An 18,599-nucleotide genomic window follows, 5' to 3' on the forward strand; every position below is an offset into this window, starting at 1 on the left:
TCAATGCAAGTCATGCGTGGCTGGGCGACTCGATGCGCGCCGCTGGTTGGCCTGATGGGCCTGCTGGGCAGCGTCCAGGAAGCGCTGGCCGGCGAATACGAAGGCTCGCCGCAGGTGGCCGAATTCGTCGGTGAAATGACCCGCGACTACGGTTTCGCCGGTGAGCAATTAATGGCGGTGTTCCGTGAGGCGCAGCGCAAGCAGGCGATTCTCGATGCCATTTCCAGGCCTGCCGAGCGGGTCAAGCAGTGGAACGAATACCGCCCGATGTTCATCACCGACGCGCGCATCGCCCGTGGTGTCGACTTCTGGCGTCAGCACGAGGCAACCCTGGCGCGTGCCGAGCAGGAATACGGCGTACCGGCACAAGTCATTGTATCGATCATCGGCGTTGAGACCTTTTTCGGACGTAATACCGGTAATTACCGGGTAATCGATGCGTTGTCGACGCTCGGTTTCGACTATCCTCCCCGTGCCGAATTTTTCCGCAAGGAATTGCGCGAGTTTCTGCTGCTGGCGCGTGAAGAGCAGGTCGATCCATTGACCCTCAAAGGCTCCTACGCCGGGGCCATGGGCCTGCCGCAATTCATGCCGAGCAGCTTTCGCGCCTATGCGGTGGATTTTGACGGTGACGGCCACATCAATATCTGGAACAACCCGGACGATGCGATCGGCAGCGTTGCCAGCTATTTCAAGCGTCACGGCTGGGTTGCCGGCGAGCCGGTGGTCAGCCGCGCCGATGTTGACGGCGAGCACGTCGATGAAGGCCTGACGAGCGGTATCGAGCCGACGAAAACGGTCGCAGAGTTGCGGGCGCTGGGCTGGTCAAGTCATGATGCGCTGCGCGATGATATGCCGGTTACCGCATTTCGCCTCGAAGGCGACAATGGCCCGGAATACTGGATGGGCCTGAAGAATTTCTACGCAATCACGCGTTATAACCGCAGCGTGATGTACGCCATGGCCGTACATCAACTGTCTGAACAGCTGGTACAAGCACGGGGCGTCAAGTAATGCAGGCATTGCCTAACCATAAACCCCTGAAGCTGGTGGCTTTCGCTGCGTTGGCAGTTCTGGTCGCCAGTTGCACGACCAGCCGCACCCCGACGCAGAAAGCTCCGTCCACCGCTGTCCGCGCCCAACCGGGCCTGGACATCAACCGCGCGCACAAAGACGGCGCGCCATGGTGGGACGTCGATGTTTCGCGTATCCCGGATGCGACGCCGACCCTGCACACCGGGCCATACAAGGCCAACCCTTACACAGTGCTGGGCAAGACCTACTTTCCGCTGCAGGAATCCAAGACCTACGTCGCTTCCGGCACGGCGTCCTGGTACGGCACCAAGTTTCACGGGCAGAACACCGCCAACGGCGAGGTCTATGACCTGTACGGCATGAGTGCCGCACACAAGACCCTACCGTTGCCAAGTTACGTTCGGGTGACCAACCTGGACAACAACAAGACCGTGATACTGCGCGTCAACGACCGCGGGCCGTTCTATTCCGATCGCATCATTGACTTGTCCTACGCGGCGGCGAAGAAACTCGGTTACGCCGAAACCGGCACCGCGCGGGTCAAGGTCGAAGGCATCGATCCGCAGCAATGGTGGGCCGCCAAAGGCCGTCCGGCGCCGCTGATGCTCAACGAGCCGCAAGTGGCGCAGACCAGCGCTCCGGTGATCACGGCCTCGGCCGGCACCGTCGAGCAGTGGACGCCGCCGCCGCAGCAACACGCCGCGGCCGTCGTGCCGGTGCAGATCGACGCAAAAAAAAACGCTTCTGCAACAGCGTCTGGCCAGTATCTGCAGGTGGGCGCGTTCGCCAACCCGGACGCTGCCGAACTGCTGAGGTCGAAGCTCAGCGGGATGGTGAGCGCTCCGGTGTTCATCAGCTCGATCGTGCGCAATCAGCAGACCCTGCACCGGGTTCGCCTGGGGCCGATCGGCTCGCCGGGTGAAATCGCCCAGGTGCAGAACAGCGTGCGCCTGGCCAACCTGGGTTCGCCCAGTGTGGTCACCGAGTAAAACGTAGACCTTGATTGACGGTTCACTTGCGGTATTCGGGGGGTGGACCAGGTTGTTGGCTCGTCGAAGAACAAAAGCCCGGCAAGGGTGACTGGAGTGAACGACTGAACACGCGATGGCCCGTTAGAAGGCTGTCTGAACAAGTTTTGCCCTCGGGCAAGTTTCCATTAGCGATTTCGAGAGACGGATGAACATCACCACCTTTGCCAAACGCCTGTGTCTGCTAGTCCCGCTGCTCCTCTCGCCAGCCGCTTTTGCGGCCGAGATGATGCCGTCGCCACCGCAACTGGCGGCCAAAGCCTACGTTCTGATGGATGCCAGCAGCGGCAACGTGCTGGTTGAAAACAACGGCGACCAGCGTCTGCCACCGGCCAGCCTGACCAAGCTGATGACCGCGTACATCGCGACCCTGGAAATCCGTCGCGGCCAGATCGGTGAAAACGATCCGGTGACCGTCAGCGAAAACGCCTGGCGTACCGGCGGTTCGCGGATGTTCATCAAAGTCGGCTCGCAGGTGACCGTCAGCGACCTGCTGCATGGCATCATCATCCAGTCCGGCAACGACGCCAGCGTCGCGCTGGCCGAGCACATCGCCGGTAGCGAAGATGCCTTCGCCGACCTGATGAACAAGACGGTTACCGAACTGGGCATGACCAATACCCACTTCATGAACCCGACCGGTCTGCCGAACCCTGAGCACTACTCCTCGGCGCACGACATGGCGACGCTGGCTCGCGCGATCATTCACGAAGACCCGGCTCACTACGCGATCTACTCGCAGAAAGAGTTCTTCTGGAACGGCATCAAGCAGCCTAACCGCAACCTGCTGCTGTGGCGCGACAAGACCGTCGACGGTCTGAAAACCGGTCATACCGACGAAGCCGGCTACTGCATGGTGTCTTCGGCGGTGCGTGACGGTCAGCGTCTGATCGCCGTGGTGTTCGGCACCAACAGCGAAGTGGCCCGTGCGGCTGAAACCCAGAAGCTGCTGACTTACGGCTTCCGCTTCTTCGAAACCCAGACCTTCTATCAGAAGGGCACCGAACTGGCGCAGGCGCCGGTGTGGAAAGGCACCACCAATCAGGTCAAGGCCGGTCTGGCGCAAGACCTGACCATGACCCTGCCAAAAGGCCAGCTGAAGAAGCTCGCTGCCAGCATGACCATGAACCCGCAACTGACCGCGCCTATCGCCAAGGGCGACGTGATCGGTAAAGTCGAAGTCAAACTGGAAGACAAGGTCGTGCACAGCGCTGACCTGATCGCTCTGGACGGCGTCGAGGAGGGTGGTATCTTCCGCCGCATGTGGGATAGCATCCGTCTATTCTTCTACGGCTTGTTCAACTGATTTTGTGTTGACCTGCATGGCCCCGCCCCGATCCGGAGCGGGGCCATGTGCGTTACCACGGCTTGTGCTATTAGAGGCCGTTACGCCATGACCGATACCGAAGTAAAGGCGCCAAAGATCGAATTCCCTGTTACGGATTATCCCGTCAAGGTGATCAGCGATACGGGCGTCGGTCGCAAAGACCAGATCATTGAAATCGTCAAGAAACACGCGACCATCAACGACGAGCGCATCGACGAGCGGCAAAGCAGCACTGGCAAATACACCACCATTCAGCTGCACATTGTCGCCACCGATCAGGATCAGCTGTACAACATCAACAGCGAACTGCGGGCGACCGGCTTCGTGCACATGGTGTTGTGATGCCCGGCACGCTGGGCTTTCGTGAACTTGGCCGGATGGCTTACGAGCCGGTCTGGCATGCCATGCAGCGCTTCACCAACGAACGTGGCAGCGCTGCCGCCGACGAAATCTGGCTCGTCGAGCACCCGCCGGTGTTCACTCAGGGCCAGGCCGGCAAGGCCGAGCACTTGCTGCTGCCGGGAGATATTCCGGTGGTGCAGGTCGATCGCGGCGGCCAAGTGACTTATCATGGTCCCGGCCAACTGGTGGCCTATCTGCTGCTGGACGTACGCAAGCTGGGTTTCGGCGTACGAGATCTGGTCACACGCATGGAACAGTGCCTGATCGATCTTTTGGCCAGCTACGGCGTGACCGCAGCGGCGAAGCCGGATGCTCCCGGCGTTTACGTCGAGGGCGCGAAAATCGCGTCTCTGGGTTTGCGCATTCGCCACGGTTGTTCCTTTCATGGCCTGGCCCTGAACGTGGATATGGACCTGGAACCGTTTCGACGGATTAATCCCTGCGGCTACGCCGGGCTGGCGATGACCCAGCTGAGCGATCACGCAGGATCGATTGAATTTGCCGAGGTAAGTGCCCGGCTGCGTGCGCAGCTCGTCAAACACCTCGACTATGCTGAGCAGACGACCCTCACGGGCGGAATCGACTGATATGACTACTGATGCAGTGCAAACCATGATCCCGACGCTCGACGTGACCGAGCGCCCGGCCCCGCGTCCCAAGGTCGAAGCCGGCGTCAAGCTGCGCGGCGCCGAGAAGGTTGCACGCATCCCGGTGAAGATCATTCCGACCACCGAACTGCCGAAAAAGCCTGACTGGATTCGTGTGCGCATCCCGGTGTCGCCGGAAGTCGACCGGATCAAGAGCCTGCTGCGCAAGCACAAGCTGCACAGCGTCTGCGAAGAAGCCTCCTGCCCGAACCTCGGTGAATGCTTCTCCGGCGGCACTGCCACGTTCATGATCATGGGCGACATCTGCACCCGTCGCTGCCCGTTCTGCGACGTCGGCCACGGTCGTCCGAAGCCACTGGACGTCAACGAGCCGGAAAGCCTGGCGATCGCCATCGCCGATCTCAAGCTCAAGTACGTGGTGATCACCTCGGTTGACCGCGACGACCTGCGTGACGGCGGTGCCCAGCACTTCGCCGACTGCATCCGCGAAATCCGCAAGCTGTCGCCGAATGTGCAGCTTGAGACGCTGGTCCCGGACTATCGTGGCCGCATGGACATCGCCCTGGAAATCACCGCCGCCGAGCCGCCGGATGTGTTCAACCACAACCTGGAAACCGTGCCGCGTCTGTACAAGGCCGCGCGTCCGGGTTCGGATTACCAGTGGTCGCTGACCCTGCTGCAACGCTTCAAGCAGATGATGCCGCACATTCCGACCAAGTCCGGTCTGATGCTGGGTCTGGGCGAAACCGACGAAGAAGTCATCGAAGTGATGAAGCGCATGCGCGAACACGACATCGACATGCTGACCCTCGGTCAGTACCTGCAACCTTCGCGCAGCCACTTGCCGGTGCAGCGTTTCGTGCACCCGGACACCTTCGCCTGGTTCGCCGAGGAAGGTTACAAGATGGGCTTCAAAAACGTCGCCTCGGGCCCGCTGGTGCGTTCTTCGTACCATGCCGATGAGCAAGCGAAGCTGGTCAAGGCCGAGCTGCTGGGTTCCTGATCCGCATTGGATGAAAAATGCCCGCCGAGGTTAGCCCGGCGGGCATTTTTTTGCCCGTCTCACATCCAATGCTGACTTTTCCTGCAACTTGCGGCGGGGTCGACCCTCTTCTGTTTGCCCGCGTTCCTGACTACTGTGTGTGCATGAATTCATTGAGAGATCCAAGGATGACCATTCGACCGACTCACACGCTTTGCCCGCACAGAGCCGTGCCTGCGCTGCCGTCAGAAGGGCTGATCGGCGTCATCGCACCGGCCGGGCCCGGCAAGCTGGACACGGAAAAGGCGCTGCAATGGATGCGCGCCCGTGGCTATGGGCTGAAAGTGTTTCCCGGCGTTTACGAGAAGGACGGTTATCTGGCCGGCAGCGATGAGGTGCGCCTGCGTGACCTGCACGCGGCATTCGCAGATCCCGAAGTCGACGCGATCATCTGCCTGCGCGGCGGTTACGGCACGCCGCGGTTGCTCGACCGGATCGACTACGACCTGCTCAGTCGCCACGCCAAGCCCTTCGTCGGCTACAGCGACATCACTGCGTTGCACCTGGCGATCAGCCGCTATGCCGGCTTCGTGACCTTTCACGGGCCGTTGCTCAATGCTGATTTACTGGGCGACAAGGAACCGCCGACCGTCACGTCGTTCTTCGCCATGTTGCGCGGGCAGTCGAAGGCGGGAAATGTGCTCAGCCACCCAGTGGCTTATCCGTTGACCACCGTCGAGCCGGGCATCGCGCATGGGCGCCTGCTGGGCGGCAATCTGGCAATGATCGCCGCAACGTTGGGCACGCCTTATGAAATCGATGTCGAAGGGGTGATTCTGCTGATTGAGGACATCAACGAGCCGCTGTATCGCATCGACCGCTTGCTGACGCAGATGCGTCTGGCGGGCAAGTTGGCGAAATTGCGTGGCGTGTTGGTGGGGGATGTCGCGGGGGTCGATATTCAGGCACTCAACCGCTTGCTCAAGCAGACCTTCGAGCCGTTGCGGATTCCGGTTTTGTCAGGCTGGCGCAGCGGGCACTGCGACCCGAACCTGACGCTGCCGATGGGCGCGCTGGTGCGCCTGGATGCGGGGAAGCAGGAATTGCTGCTGGAGCAGGATGTGGTGATCAAGGCTTAGACATTAGTCGCCTGACAGTAGGTCTTCGCGAGCAGGCTCGCTCCCACAGTGACCGCGTTTCAACTGGAGAATGCGGTCGAATGTGGGAGCGAGCCTGCTCGCGATGGCGCCATCAGCCATACAGCCTGCCCACTACTGGGCGCGCAGGCTTTCCAGCAACTTATGCGTCGGATAACCATCCGCCGGCCAGCCCAGTGACTGCTGCGCGCTGCGAATCGCCTTGCGTGTGTTGGCGCCGATGATCCCGTCCGCCGTGCCAGCGTCGAAGTTGCGCGCGCTCAACAAGGTCTGCAATTCCATCCGCTCGGTGCGGCTCAGCGGCAGGTCGTCTTTCGGCCAGGTTCCGTTGATCAAGCCGCCGCCATTGAAACGCTCCGACAGCAGACTCACCGCCAACGCATACGACGACGAGTTGTTGTACTTGAGGATCGCCCGGAAGTTGTCGAGGATCAGGAACGCCGGACCGCGATAACCGGCCGGCAGCAGCAAGGCGGCGGACAGTTGCTCAGAGCCGACCGGCACTTGCGCACCGTTCGGCAGGCTCACGCCCAACTGACGCCATTCGGCGACGCTTTTGCGAATCGCACCGTCGGCCAGGGTGTAATCGAAGGCGCTCGGCAATAGCACTTCGAAGCCCCACGGTTGGCCACGCTGCCAGCCCGAACTCTGCAAATAATGCGCAGTCGAGGCCAGCGCATCGGCGGGGCTGCCCCAGATGTCGCGGCGGCCGTCGCCGTCAAAATCCACGGCGTGAGTGTTGTAGGTGGTCGGAATGAACTGGGTCTGACCCATGGCGCCGGCCCAGGAGCCAAGCATTTTCTCCGGCGTGATATCGCCCTGTTGCAGGATTTGCAGCGCGGCAATCAGTTGCGCGTGGGCAAAGCCCGGGCGGCGGCCTTCGTAGGCGAGGGTGGCCAGCGAGTTGATCACCGACTTGCTGCCCTGGAACTGGCCGAAGTTGCTTTCCATGCCCCACACCGACACCAGCGCCTGGCGATCAACGCCGTAGCGTTGTTCGATGTCGCGCAGGATGTCGGCGTATTGATTGACCAGCGTCTGGCCTTTGCGCACGCGCAGCGGCGACAGCGCGCCATCGAGGTATTCCCACACCGGGCGGGAAAATTCCGGCTGACTGCGATCAGCGCGAATCACGCTGGCGTCGAAACTGACATCGGCAAACGCACGATCGAACAGCTCAGGGCGAATCCCGGCGGCCAGGGCATCCTTGCGGAACCCCGCCTGCCATTCGGCAAAAGTCTGGGTGGGTTGCAGATCGAGAGGGTCAGCGGACGGCACTACCGGCGGGATGATCGCTGGGGCCGTGGCAACAGGTGCGGCTTGCAGGGGTTGCGCATCGGCGGCGGTGGGTTTTTCCGCGCAGGCGACTAGCAGAATGAAGCTGGAGGCAGCGATCAATTGGCGAACAGGCCAACGATTGGAAAGACTGAAGGGCATGCACGGTTCCAGGGGATACGAATCAGGTGCAGACCTTAACATGACCGAGGGGTACTGCGCTTCAGGCAGCCAGAAAGTAAGAAGCCTCCCAGCTGTCAGACTGGAAGGCTTCGCGGCGGTAGCTGCCTTTGCCCTTGGAGGGTCGTTCCTGACGACTGCGGAACAAGGGCTGGGCGACAATGGATTTGGCCTTGTTGGGGCCATGTTTCGCTGGCTTTTTGCTCATGAGGAATCTCTCGAGTGAGTGGGTTTTGCGGGGGAAATAATCTGCCGATGTTGTGTGTCTGTCCAGTACCGCTTGTATGCAAATGTGAAGGCGCTTTCGCGAGCAGGCTCGCTCCCACAGTGGACAGCGATCACCTGTGGGAGCGAGCCTGCTCGCGAATGGGACCATGCAATTGAAAGCCTTACTCGGCGGGGAGTGTCAGCCGCTGTCCGGCCATCAACAACGCCAGTCGACTCAAGCTCATCCACGGCGAACCCGCAGCCTGGCCCTTGATCTGCGCATCGATACGCTGGGCTTCGAGCAGCAATTGCGCCCAGCGTTGCGCCGAGTAGCGTTGCAGGGCTTTGCTGACCAACGGCTTGCGCTTGTCCCAGACCGGTGGTTTCGACTGGCTGAAGCATTTGTCTAGCGGCGTGCCCTGGCTGTATTGCAAGGCGATGTTGGCCAACAGCCGCAACTCACGGGCCAGCGCCCAGAGAATCACCGGCGGTTCGACCCCTTCGCCACGCAAGCCTTCAAGCATGCGCAGCGCATGGGCCGGCTCACCGTTGAGCACCGCGTCGGTCAGGCCAAATACGTCAAAGCGGGCACTGTCCGCCACGGCGGCCTGTACGGTTTCGACGGTAATCTGACCACCTTCGGCCATCAGCTTGAGCTTTTCGATTTCCTGCGCGGCGGCGAGCAGGTTGCCCTCCACGCGCGCGGCGATCAGTTCGACAGCGTCCTGACTGGTCGACAAGCCGGCCTGGGACAGACGCTGGCGAATCCAGCTCGGCAACTGATTGGCGTCCACCGGCCAGATCTGGATGAACTGGGTCTGCTGGCCCTCAACCAGGGCCTTGCCCCACTTGGTCTTCTGCGCGCTGCCGTCAAGCTTGGGCAGGCTGATCAGCAGCACGGTATCTTCAGCCGGGCGTGAGCAATATTCGATGAACGCAGCAGCGCCCTTGTCGCCGGGCTTGCCCGACGGCAGGCGCAGTTCCAGCAGGCGTTTTTCGGCAAACAGCGACATGCTCGCGCCGGCCAGCAGCAACGTGCCCCAATCGAAATTGGCGTCGGCGGCGAACACCTGGCGTTCGTCGAAACCTTGCTGGCGCGCAGCACTGCGGATGGCGTCGGCGGCTTCCTGGCACAGCAGCGGGTCATCGCCGCTGATGATATAGACAGGCGCGAGTGCGCCTTGCAGGTGTTTGCCGAGTTGAGCGGGAGCGAGCTTCATAAGAAAAGTCGATCGGGGCGCCTGAGCGCCCCGAACAGCTTATTGCTGCGGTATTTCGAGCGGCGACTGACGCGGGGTTTCCGCTTCAGCCTTTTGTGCCGCTTCCAGCGCATCGGCTTCAGCCTTGGCGCGGTCGTTGGCGGCTTGCTGCAGTTGCTGCAACTGGCCCGGCGTCAATTGCTGCAGGCGCAGCATCATGCGTTGCACGAGCTCGCGGCGGGTTTCGCGACGGGCGTCGTTGGCTTCCTGATCGGAACCGACGAGGTTGTTGCCGTCGTGAATGAACACCTTTTGTACTTCCAGCTTGTCGCTCAGCAATTGCAGGTTTTTCTCGCCACGGATTTCGTAGCTGAGGATCGTACTGACCTGATATTCACCGGTCCGGCCTGCGCCGGCATAGCTGAGAATGCGCTGGCTTTCCTGCTCGTCAGCCAGGAACAGCTTGTACGGCGCGCCGCTGTAGACCTTGACGCCGCTCGACTCGAGCACCTGACGCAGTTGCGTCACGGTTTCGCCGTAGCTGTTGCGGGCGCTCAGATCGAGTTCCCTGATCGACAGTTCGTTGGTGCCGGTACCGCGCAGCTGGAAGCCACAGGCGCTCAACAGAACGGCGAGGCCCATCACCAGCAGATTGCGTTTGATCATTGTGTTGCTCCCCTTGAAACCAGGTGGGCCGACCGTGCGGCCCGAAAGGTTTTATCCGGCGTCAGGCGAACCTGACGCTTGATCCAATTAGCTGGCGACGATATTGACCAGTTTGCCCGGCACCACGATCACTTTGCGAATCGTCAGGCCATCGACAAAGCGCAGCACGTTTTCGTTGGCACGCGCGGCCGCTTCGACTTCTTCGCGGGTCGCGCTGGCCGGCATTTCAATCTGCCCGCGCAGTTTGCCGTTGACCTGAATCACCAGGGTCAGGCTGTCCTGCACCAGCGCGGATTCATCCACTGCCGGCCAGCCCGCGTCGATCACCGCACCCGCGTGACCGAGTTGATTCCACAGCTCGTGGCTGATGTGCGGAGTGATCGGTGCCAGCAGCAACGTGACGGCTTCGAGGCCTTCGTGGATCAGTGCGCGATCCTGTTCGGTGGCTTGTGCGGCTTTTTCCAGCACGTTCATCAGCGTCATTACCTGAGCGATGGCGGTGTTGAATTTGTGGTTCTGGCCGACGTCATGGCTGGCCTGCTTGATCGCCAGGTGAATCGCGCGGCGCACGGCTTTCTGCTCGTCGTTCAGGCTGGCGATGTCCAGTTTACCCGGCAGGCCCTGCGTGACATGAGCCTGCGCCAGGCGCCAGACGCGCTTGAGGAAGCGGTGCGAGCCTTCCACGCCGGAGTCCGACCATTCCGCACTCATGTCAGGCGGCGAGGCGAACATCATGAACAGGCGGCAGGTGTCGGCGCCGAACTGGTCGATCATCGATTGTGGGTCAACGCCGTTGTTCTTCGACTTGGCCATTTTCTCGGTGCCACCGATTTCCACCGGCAGGCCGTCGGATTTCAGTTTGGCACTGATGACCTTGGCTTTGCTGTCGCGCTCCAGTTCCACGTCCGCCGGGTTGAACCAGGTGTAGGCACCGTTGGCTTCGCGACGGTAGTAGGTTTCGGCGATCACCATGCCCTGGGTCAGCAGGTTCTTGAACGGCTCGTTGGAGCTCACCAGCCCTTCGTCACGCATCAACTTGTGGAAGAAGCGCGCATAGAGCAGGTGCAGAATCGCGTGTTCGATGCCGCCGATGTACTGATCGACCGGCAGCCAGTGATCGGCCGCGGATTTTTCCACCAGCCCACCGGTGAAGTGTGGTGAGGCGTAGCGGGCGTAGTACCACGACGACTCGACGAAGGTGTCCATGGTGTCGGTTTCACGTTTGGCAGGCTGGCCGCATTTAGGGCAGCTGCACTCGTAGAACTCGGGCATGCGCGCCAGCGGCGAGCCGGCGCCGTCCGGCACCACGTCTTCCGGCAGGACCACCGGCAGTTGATCTTCCGGCACCGGCACGTCGCCGCAGGTATCGCAGTGGATGATCGGGATCGGGCAGCCCCAGTAGCGCTGGCGGCTGATGCCCCAGTCGCGCAGGCGGAACTGGGTGCGCGAGGCGCCCAGTTGTTTCTTGATCAGGGCGACTTCCATGGCGTCGAACGCGCCGGCGAAATCGAGGCCGTCGAATTCACCGGAGTTGATCAGCGTGCCGTGCTCGCCGTAGGCGTCTTGCCACGGGGCCGGGTTGCTTTCGCCGGAACTGGTACGCACTACCGACTTCACCGGCAGGTTGTACTTGTGGGCAAATTCGAAATCGCGCTCGTCGTGCGCCGGTACCGCCATGACCGCGCCGTCGCCGTAGTGCATCAGCACATAGTTGGCGACCCACACCGGGAGTTTTTCGCCGGTCAGCGGATGCTCGACGAACAGGCCGGTCGGCAGGCCTTTTTTCTCCTGCGTGGCGACGTCGGCTTCGGCGACGCTGCCGCCCTTGCATTCAGCGATGAACGCTTGCAGCTCAGGGTTGTTTTTTGCCGCCAGAGTGGCCAGCGGATGCTCGGCCGCCACCGCGACGTAGGTCGCGCCCATCAGGGTGTCCGGACGGGTGGTGAAGACTTTCAGGGTGCCGGCTTCGCCGATCGAAGCGACGTTGTACGGGAACTGCACTTCCATCCCGCGCGACTTGCCGATCCAGTTGCGCTGCATGGTCTTGACCTGTTCCGGCCAGCCATCCAGTTCGTCGAGGCTTTCAAGCAGCTCATCGGCGTAGGCGGTGATCTTGAAGTAGTACATCGGGATCTCGCGCTTTTCGATCAGCGCGCCGGAACGCCAGCCGCGACCGTCGATCACCTGCTCGTTGGCGAGAACAGTCTGGTCGATCGGGTCCCAGTTGACGGTGCCGTTCTTGCGGTAGATCACGCCTTTTTCGAACAGGCGCGTGAACAGCCATTGTTCCCAGCGATAGTAGTCAGGCTTGCAGGTGGTGACTTCGCGCGACCAGTCGACCGCCAGACCCAGGCTGCGCAGTTGGGTTTTCATGTAGGCGATGTTTTCGTAGGTCCACTTGGCCGGTGCGACGTTGTTCTTCATCGCGGCGTTTTCTGCCGGCATGCCGAATGCGTCCCAGCCCATCGGTTGCAGGACGTTCTTGCCGAGCATGCGCTGGTAGCGGGAAATCACGTCGCCGATCGTGTAGTTGCGCACGTGCCCCATGTGTAGCTTGCCGCTGGGGTAAGGGAACATCGACAGGCAGTAGTAGGTTTCCTTGCCTGGCTGTTCACTGACTTCAAAGGACTTTTGCTCGTCCCAGAACGACTGGGCGGCGGCTTCGATCTCACGGGGTTGATATTGTTCGTGCATGGCTACTTTTTGTACTGGATAGGGGTGGCCTAATCCTCTTCGACGGCGACAGGCGGGGTGGCCCGAATGTGCTGGAAGTGGAATGACAGGAAGCGCCGTAGCATACATGACCGCGCTTGGCCTAGGGAAACCCTGATTCAGCAGTTTGGCCCGGCCGGTTCGGGGCGAGGGCCGTTTGTCGCGGCGTGCAGCCGGTTTGCGCAGTGAAGCTAAGCTCTAGGTGGGGAGTGAGTCTTATCTTCAATGAGGTGAGGGATGGTGGAGCAAAGGCAGAAAAACGTGACGAAACCCGAGTTGTACGAAAGGTTGATCGATCGTCTGGGCATGGCCCTGGACGCTGTAAAAACCGCTGACCGGCTGCGCGATGAGCGCCCCCTGGAACTGGAATTGCGTGGCTTGAGTCCCGCCGAGTTCAAACTGGTCAAGGCTTATCTGGATCGCAGCGAGCGGGAAATGCAGGGTTGCCTGTCTCAGGCAGTCAAGCAGCTCGATACAGCACATTCGGCCAAGGTCATCTGGCTCAAGGACCGGGCACCCGGCAAAGACACCGTCAAGGTTCGCTCGTCGCGGGCCAGGTAAACGCATGGCAGGTCAGGAAACGGATCTTTTTCATCAGGATCCGGCCTATTGGTTGTAACGCATCAGCAACACTCTTAGGCTTCGGGCGTCTGTGGAGATGCCCGATGCCATTTCGTTATCTGATCAAACAATTACTGTTGCCGCCCGGCATTCTCTTGCTGCTGTTGCTGGCCGCCTGGTGGCTGCGCCGTTCGCGGCCGCGGCTCGCTGGCGTGTGTTTCGCGCTCGGCCTTGGCGGCCTGTGGCTGATGAGCCTGCCGGTGGTCGTGCAATGGGGCGCCAAGGCACTGGAACGCGAGCCGCCGCTGGCCCGCGAGGCGTGGACGACGCTGGCGCAGCGGGCCGATGCGATTGTCGTACTCGGTTCCGGTCGCGAGCGGGGCGATCTGGCGTGGGGTGAAGACCAGCCGACCGGTGTCGGGCTCGAGCGCCAGCGCTACGCCGCGCGTCTTGCCAAAGCCTCCGGGTTGCCGATCCTGACCAGCGGCGGCTTGCATTACGGTACGCCGCCGACCGAGGCGAAGTTGATGGCGGATTCGCTGCGCGATGATTTCGCGGTGACGGTGCGTTGGCAGGAAGGTGAAAGCCGCACCACGTGGGAAAACGCCAGATTCAGCGCCGACATTCTGTTGCCGCAGGGCATCAAGCGCGTGGTTGTGGTCACGCAGGCCTGGCACATGCCGCGGGCGGTGTGGAGCTTCAAGCAGGCTGGATTCGACGTGGTGCCGGCGCCGGTCGGCTTTCTGGGCACGGATAACGCCCGACCGTTTGGCGGCTGGTTGCCGGAATTCAAATCGATCTGGCAGAGCGGGCAGTTGCTGAACGAGGCGGTGGGGCAGGTGGGGTATTCGGTGTTTTACCGAGGTGATGGCAGTCCCGATTGATCGGCTGCTGCTGATGTCCTCTTCGCGAGCAGGCTCGCTCCCACATTTGGAATGCGTTCCAGTGTGGGAGCGAGCCTGCTCGCGAAGCTTTAAAGGGTTTTCGACATCCGGTTGGCCATCAGCGCCCAGCCGAACAACAGCAGGCACAGCACAATCAGCGGCCATGAACGCCATTGCAGATACGGCGTCAGGTCGTGCATCGGCACCACATCACCGTACAGCACACCCTGTTCGAACTGCGGGATCTGCGCGGTGATCTGGCCGAACGGGTTGATCAGGCCGGTCACGCCGTTGTTGGTGGCGCGAATCATCCAGCGCCCCGCCTCAAGTGCGCGCATCTGCGCCATCTGCAAATGTTGCAGCGGGCCGATCGAAGTGCCGAACCAGGTGTCGTTGCTGATCGTCAGCAGCAGATCGCTGCGCGCCGACAGCCCGGCAGCAAACTCCGGGTATACCACTTCGTAACAAATGAATGGCGCGATCTGGTAACCCTTGGCTTGCAACAGTGCCTGATCGGACGGGCCACGGGCGAAGTCGGACATCGGCAGGTCGAAGAATGCGATCAGCCCGCGCAGGATGTCCTGCAACGGTACGTATTCGCCGAACGGCACCAGTTTCTGCTTCAGGTAAGTGCCATCGCCTTCGCCGACCACGGTGATGCCGTTGAAGAAACGTCTTTCCTTGTGCACGATCTGGCGGATCGGCACGCCGGTAATCAGTGCTGACTTACGCTCGGCGGCAAAGTTACCCATCATGTTCAGGTAACCCTCGGCAGATTCCTTGAGCACCGGCACCGCAGTTTCCGGCCAGATCAACAGATCGACCGGTTTCGAGCGAAAGCTCAAGTCCCGGTACAGCGCCAGTTGCGCATTGAGTTCGGCCGGGTCCCATTTCATGCTCTGCGCGACGTTGCCCTGAATCGCCGCGACGCTCAGCGGCGCGCCCGACGGACTGGTCCAGGCATGACCCTTGAGCGCGATCCCGGCCGCCCATGGCCCGACCAGCAACAACAATCCAGCAGCCATAAAAGCTTTGCGACGAGTTTGCAGCAAACGCCGCGCGTTGTAGATCAGCGCGGCGGTCAGCGCCAGAACGAACGACACCAGCCACATGCCGCCGACCGGTGCGAGCCCGGCCAGGGGCCCGTCGAGCTGGCTGTAACCGGAATACAACCACGGGAAACCGGTGAGGAACCAGCCACGAAATGCTTCTTGCCCGACCCACAGCGCGGCGAACGCCAGAGCATCGGCCACCGGTGCTTCATTGCGGCGCAACCAGCGCGCCCACAACCAGGCGGGCAGGGCGAAAAACCAGGCGATCGCTGCAGTGAACAGCAGCATGAGGAATCCGGCGAGCAACACTGAAGCGCCGCCAAAATGGTGAATGCTGTAATAGATCCAGCTGGTGCCGGCACCGAACAGACCGAAGCCGAAGCACCAGCCGCGACCCAGCGCCTGACGTGGGCTCAGCTCGCGCAACCCGGCATAAAACAAGCCGACCGCCAGCAAAGCCAGCGGCCAGATGTTGAACGGCGCAAGCGCGAAGGTGGTGATTGCACCGGCCGCCACGGCCAGCAGGTTACCGGGCCAGCCGGGGCGGGTAGTCCAGCGCAGGGGGTATGTCATCAGCTATTTCCTGTATCGCGCCGGGCCTGCTGTTACGTAGGGCAAGGCACGAGGAGTGTGGTTTGGTTTTTCAAATGAGCGACGAGTAACGCAGCCCTACGTAACAGCAGGCCCGGCCCTTCGGGTTGTGCCTGAAAGCGGGCCATGCTGCGTTGCAGTCCTTGGAAAGGGAATGCCATTCCCTACGGACTGCGTCTTGCCTGGCCCGCTTTCAGGCGCAACGCGATGCAGGAAATAGCTGATGACATACCCCAATCCTTAGATTTTCTTACCGGGCGATAGGGGTCAGACGCAGCAAATGAATCCGACGGCTGTCGGCATTCAGGATGCGGAAACGATAGGCGCCGATTTCAGTGATTTCGTTGCGTTTTGGCAAGTGGCCGAACGCGCTCATCACCAGACCGCCGACCGTGTCGAACTCGTCATCGGAGAACTCGCTGTCGAAGAACTCATTGAAGTTCTCGATCGGCGTCAGCGCCTTGATCAGGAAGTCGCCGCTGGGCAGCGGCTTGATGTAGCTGTCTTCTTCGACGTCGTGCTCGTCTTCGATGTCGCCGACGATCTGTTCCAGCACGTCTTCGATCGTCACCAGACCGGCCACACCGCCGTATTCGTCGATGACGATGGCCATGTGATTGTGGTTGGCGCGGAATTCACGCAGCAACACGTTCAGACGCTTGGACTCCGGCACGAAGGTGGCCGGGCGCAGCAGGTCCTTGATGTTGAAGCTGTCGCCGTTTTCCTTGAGGATCAGCGGCAGCAGATCCTTGGCCAGCAGCACGCCCATCACGTCGTCATGGCTTTCGCCAATGACCGGATAGCGCGAGTGGGCCGAGTCGACCACGGCAGGGAGAAATTCGCGAGGTGTCTGGGTCGCCTTGATGCTGATCATCTGCGAGCGCGGGACCATGATGTCGCGTACTTGCAGGTCAGCCACCTGAATGGCGCCTTCGACGATGGCCAGCGCTTCGCTGTCCAGCAGTTTATTCTGATGTGCATCACGCAGCAGCTCGAGGAGCTCCTGACGGTTCTTCGGCTCGTGGGCAAAAGCCTGGGTGAGCTTACCCAGCCATGACTTCTGCCCGTTGCTCGATCGATCTTCGCTCATAGCGATTACTCTGAATCCTTTGTTGTAACAGTAGGGGATGGTTCGGTTTCGTCGTCCGCGTACGGATCGGCAAAGCCGAGTTCAGCAAGCAACTCGCGTTCCAGTGCTTCCATTTCTTCGGCTTCGTCATCTTCTATATGGTCGTAACCGAGCAGATGCAAGCAGCCGTGAATGACCAGATGTGCCCAGTGGGCGTTAAGTTCCTTGCCCTGTTCGGCGGCTTCGCGTTCAACCACGGCGACGCAGATCACCAGATCGCCGAGCAGCGGGATATCCAGCAGCTCGTCGGGGACATCGGCGGGGAACGACAGGACGTTGGTTGCGTAGTCCTTGTGCCGCCAGGTGTGGTTGAGCTCGCGACCTTCGTCCTCGTCGACCAGACGAATGGTCATTTCCGAGTCGGCGGTGCGCTGGCGCAGGGCCAGTTCGCACCATCGGCGGAAATGGGCTTCACTCGGCGCCGACGCTTCGGTAGCGATTTGCAGATCGAGCTCAAGCATCGCGCGCGGCTTCCTTGGGTGCATCGGCGCGGCTTTCGAAGCGCTCATAGGCTTCGACGATCCGCTGCACCAAAGGATGGCGCACCACGTCTTTGGGCTGGAAGTGCGTGAAACTGATGCCCGGCACGTCTTTGAGCACTTCGATCACATGATGCAGGCCGGACTTGGTGCCGCGCGGCAGGTCGACCTGGGTGATGTCACCGGTGATCACTGCGGTGGACCCGAAACCGATGCGCGTCAGGAACATCTTCATCTGTTCGACGGTGGTGTTCTGGCTTTCGTCGAGAATGATGAAGCTGTTGTTCAGTGTGCGACCGCGCATGTAAGCCAGCGGTGCCACTTCGATCACCTGACGTTCGATCAGCTTGGCCACGTATTCGAAACCGAGCATTTCGTACAGCGCGTCATAGAGCGGGCGCAGGTACGGGTCGATCTTCTGCGACAGGTCGCCGGGCAGGAAGCCGAGTTTTTCACCCGCTTCAACCGCCGGACGCACCAGCAAAATGCGCCGGATCTGCTCACGCTCCAGCGCATCGACGGCGCAGGCCACGGCCAGATAGGTCTTGCCGGTACCGGCCGGGCCGATACCGAAGTTGATGTCGTTGCCGAGGATTTCCTTCACGTAGCGCTGCTGATTCAAGCCGCGTGGGCGAATCATGCCTTTTTTCGTGCGCAGGGCGACGGACGGTTCGGCGGGCGCGTGGTTGTCCAGTTGCTCGACAGCCGATTCCTGCAGGAACAGGTGGACCATGTCCGGCGACAACTCGGTCGCCTTGGTTTCCCGGTACAGACGGCGCAGCAGGTTTTCCGCAGACGTGGTGAGCTTGGGGTCGCCGATCAGTTCGAATTGATTGCCGCGGTTGCGGATCTCGATGGCCAGGCGCTGTTCGATCAAGCGCAGATGCTCGTCGAATTGCCCGCACAGATTGGCGAAGCGGCGAGCCTCAAAGGGCTCGAGAATGAAACGATGTGGTTCGATGGGTGCGTTCAAGGTCGTATTTAGCCGCCCTGGGGCAATTGAGGTGAAATCAAGGATAACGCCAGAGGCGTGGGGGCGAAAGCTCTTAAATCAGCTCAGCCGATAAGCGCCGCTGCGCTGTACCTGTGGGAGCCAGCCTGCTGGCGAAGGCGTCGTATCAGCCA

Annotated in this window: 18 protein-coding genes; 9 read left to right on the plus strand and 9 right to left on the minus strand. The window is 61.2% G+C overall.

All coding sequences use genetic code 11. From position 1 onward, the window contains the following. Positions 1 to 3: 3 nt before the first annotated feature. The 7 genes from mltB (at position 4) to J3P75_RS04025 (ending at position 6,521) form a co-directional block, all read left to right on the plus strand. Positions 4 to 1,014 (plus strand): lytic murein transglycosylase B, encoded by a 1,011-nt coding sequence (mltB, locus tag J3P75_RS03995; protein WP_434595224.1) that lies wholly within the window; start codon positions 4 to 6, stop codon positions 1,012 to 1,014. Further along, positions 1,014 to 2,024: a septal ring lytic transglycosylase RlpA family protein gene (locus J3P75_RS04000; RefSeq protein ID WP_434709395.1), complete on the plus strand. Its 1,011-nt coding sequence runs from the start codon at positions 1,014 to 1,016 to the stop codon at positions 2,022 to 2,024. Before mltB ends, J3P75_RS04000 begins: the two co-directional genes overlap by 1 nt. A 187-nt stretch (positions 2,025 to 2,211) precedes the next feature. Then, positions 2,212 to 3,369 (plus strand): D-alanyl-D-alanine carboxypeptidase family protein, encoded by a 1,158-nt coding sequence (locus tag J3P75_RS04005; protein ID WP_090286609.1) that lies wholly within the window; start codon positions 2,212 to 2,214, stop codon positions 3,367 to 3,369. 87 nt (positions 3,370 to 3,456) lie between these two features. After that, a complete protein-coding gene (locus J3P75_RS04010; RefSeq protein WP_093098020.1) occupies positions 3,457 to 3,732 on the plus strand; it encodes a DUF493 domain-containing protein in 276 nt (91 codons plus the stop codon). Further along, positions 3,732 to 4,379, plus strand: coding sequence for a lipoyl(octanoyl) transferase LipB (gene lipB / locus J3P75_RS04015; RefSeq protein WP_434709396.1), 648 nt, complete (start codon positions 3,732 to 3,734; stop codon positions 4,377 to 4,379). The genes J3P75_RS04010 and lipB overlap by 1 nt, the downstream gene beginning before the upstream one ends. Before the next feature lie 25 nt (positions 4,380 to 4,404). Beyond that, positions 4,405 to 5,403: a lipoyl synthase gene (gene lipA / locus J3P75_RS04020; RefSeq protein WP_160768663.1), complete on the plus strand. Its 999-nt coding sequence runs from the start codon at positions 4,405 to 4,407 to the stop codon at positions 5,401 to 5,403. 167 nt (positions 5,404 to 5,570) lie between these two features. Further along, positions 5,571 to 6,521, plus strand: coding sequence for a S66 peptidase family protein (locus tag J3P75_RS04025; protein WP_434709397.1), 951 nt, complete (start codon positions 5,571 to 5,573; stop codon positions 6,519 to 6,521). A gap of 132 nt (positions 6,522 to 6,653) precedes the next feature. On the opposite strand, the gene J3P75_RS04030 is transcribed toward J3P75_RS04025, so the two are convergent. The 5 genes from J3P75_RS04030 to leuS all read right to left on the minus strand — a co-directional run bounded on the left by J3P75_RS04030 (position 6,654) and on the right by leuS (position 12,760). Further along, the gene (locus J3P75_RS04030) at positions 6,654 to 7,976 is read right to left on the minus strand and encodes a lytic murein transglycosylase (RefSeq protein WP_434709398.1); all 1,323 of its coding nucleotides are present in this window, start codon (positions 7,974 to 7,976) and stop codon (positions 6,654 to 6,656) included. Positions 7,977 to 8,037: 61 nt separating this feature from the next. Further along, positions 8,038 to 8,202 (minus strand): alternative ribosome rescue factor ArfA, encoded by a 165-nt coding sequence (gene arfA, locus J3P75_RS04035; protein WP_090286599.1) that lies wholly within the window; start codon positions 8,200 to 8,202, stop codon positions 8,038 to 8,040. 181 nt (positions 8,203 to 8,383) lie between these two features. Continuing rightward, positions 8,384 to 9,421 (minus strand): DNA polymerase III subunit delta, encoded by a 1,038-nt coding sequence (holA, locus tag J3P75_RS04040; RefSeq protein ID WP_434709399.1) that lies wholly within the window; start codon positions 9,419 to 9,421, stop codon positions 8,384 to 8,386. Between the two features lie 39 nt (positions 9,422 to 9,460). Continuing rightward, a complete protein-coding gene (lptE, locus tag J3P75_RS04045; RefSeq protein ID WP_434709400.1) occupies positions 9,461 to 10,066 on the minus strand; it encodes an LPS assembly lipoprotein LptE in 606 nt (201 codons plus the stop codon). A gap of 87 nt (positions 10,067 to 10,153) precedes the next feature. Continuing rightward, positions 10,154 to 12,760 carry a leucine--tRNA ligase gene (gene leuS, locus J3P75_RS04050; RefSeq protein WP_434709401.1) on the minus strand — a complete coding sequence of 869 codons (2,607 nt, stop codon included), beginning with the start codon at positions 12,758 to 12,760 and terminating at the stop codon, positions 10,154 to 10,156. 255 nt (positions 12,761 to 13,015) lie between these two features. On the opposite strand from leuS, the gene J3P75_RS04055 reads away from it, so the two are divergent. Further along, positions 13,016 to 13,339: a hypothetical protein gene (locus J3P75_RS04055; protein WP_434709403.1), complete on the plus strand. Its 324-nt coding sequence runs from the start codon at positions 13,016 to 13,018 to the stop codon at positions 13,337 to 13,339. A gap of 104 nt (positions 13,340 to 13,443) precedes the next feature. Continuing rightward, positions 13,444 to 14,223 (plus strand): YdcF family protein, encoded by a 780-nt coding sequence (locus tag J3P75_RS04060; protein WP_434709404.1) that lies wholly within the window; start codon positions 13,444 to 13,446, stop codon positions 14,221 to 14,223. A gap of 89 nt (positions 14,224 to 14,312) precedes the next feature. Here J3P75_RS04060 and lnt read toward each other — a convergent pair whose 3' ends face one another. The 4 genes from lnt to J3P75_RS04080 all read right to left on the minus strand — a co-directional run bounded on the left by lnt (position 14,313) and on the right by J3P75_RS04080 (position 18,447). After that, the gene (lnt, locus tag J3P75_RS04065; protein WP_434711204.1) at positions 14,313 to 15,836 is read right to left on the minus strand and encodes an apolipoprotein N-acyltransferase; all 1,524 of its coding nucleotides are present in this window, start codon (positions 15,834 to 15,836) and stop codon (positions 14,313 to 14,315) included. Between the two features lie 280 nt (positions 15,837 to 16,116). After that, positions 16,117 to 16,956 (minus strand): HlyC/CorC family transporter, encoded by an 840-nt coding sequence (locus tag J3P75_RS04070; RefSeq protein ID WP_007909641.1) that lies wholly within the window; start codon positions 16,954 to 16,956, stop codon positions 16,117 to 16,119. Between the two features lie 5 nt (positions 16,957 to 16,961). Beyond that, on the minus strand, positions 16,962 to 17,456 hold the full coding sequence (ybeY, locus tag J3P75_RS04075; protein ID WP_434709405.1) for an rRNA maturation RNase YbeY: 495 nt from the start codon (positions 17,454 to 17,456) through the stop codon (positions 16,962 to 16,964). Next, positions 17,449 to 18,447, minus strand: coding sequence for a PhoH family protein (locus tag J3P75_RS04080; protein ID WP_093098046.1), 999 nt, complete (start codon positions 18,445 to 18,447; stop codon positions 17,449 to 17,451). The genes ybeY and J3P75_RS04080 overlap by 8 nt, the downstream gene beginning before the upstream one ends. Positions 18,448 to 18,599 lie beyond the last annotated feature (152 nt).

Source organism: Pseudomonas sp. R1-1, assembly GCF_051132135.1.
Lineage (GTDB): Bacteria > Pseudomonadota > Gammaproteobacteria > Pseudomonadales > Pseudomonadaceae > Aquipseudomonas.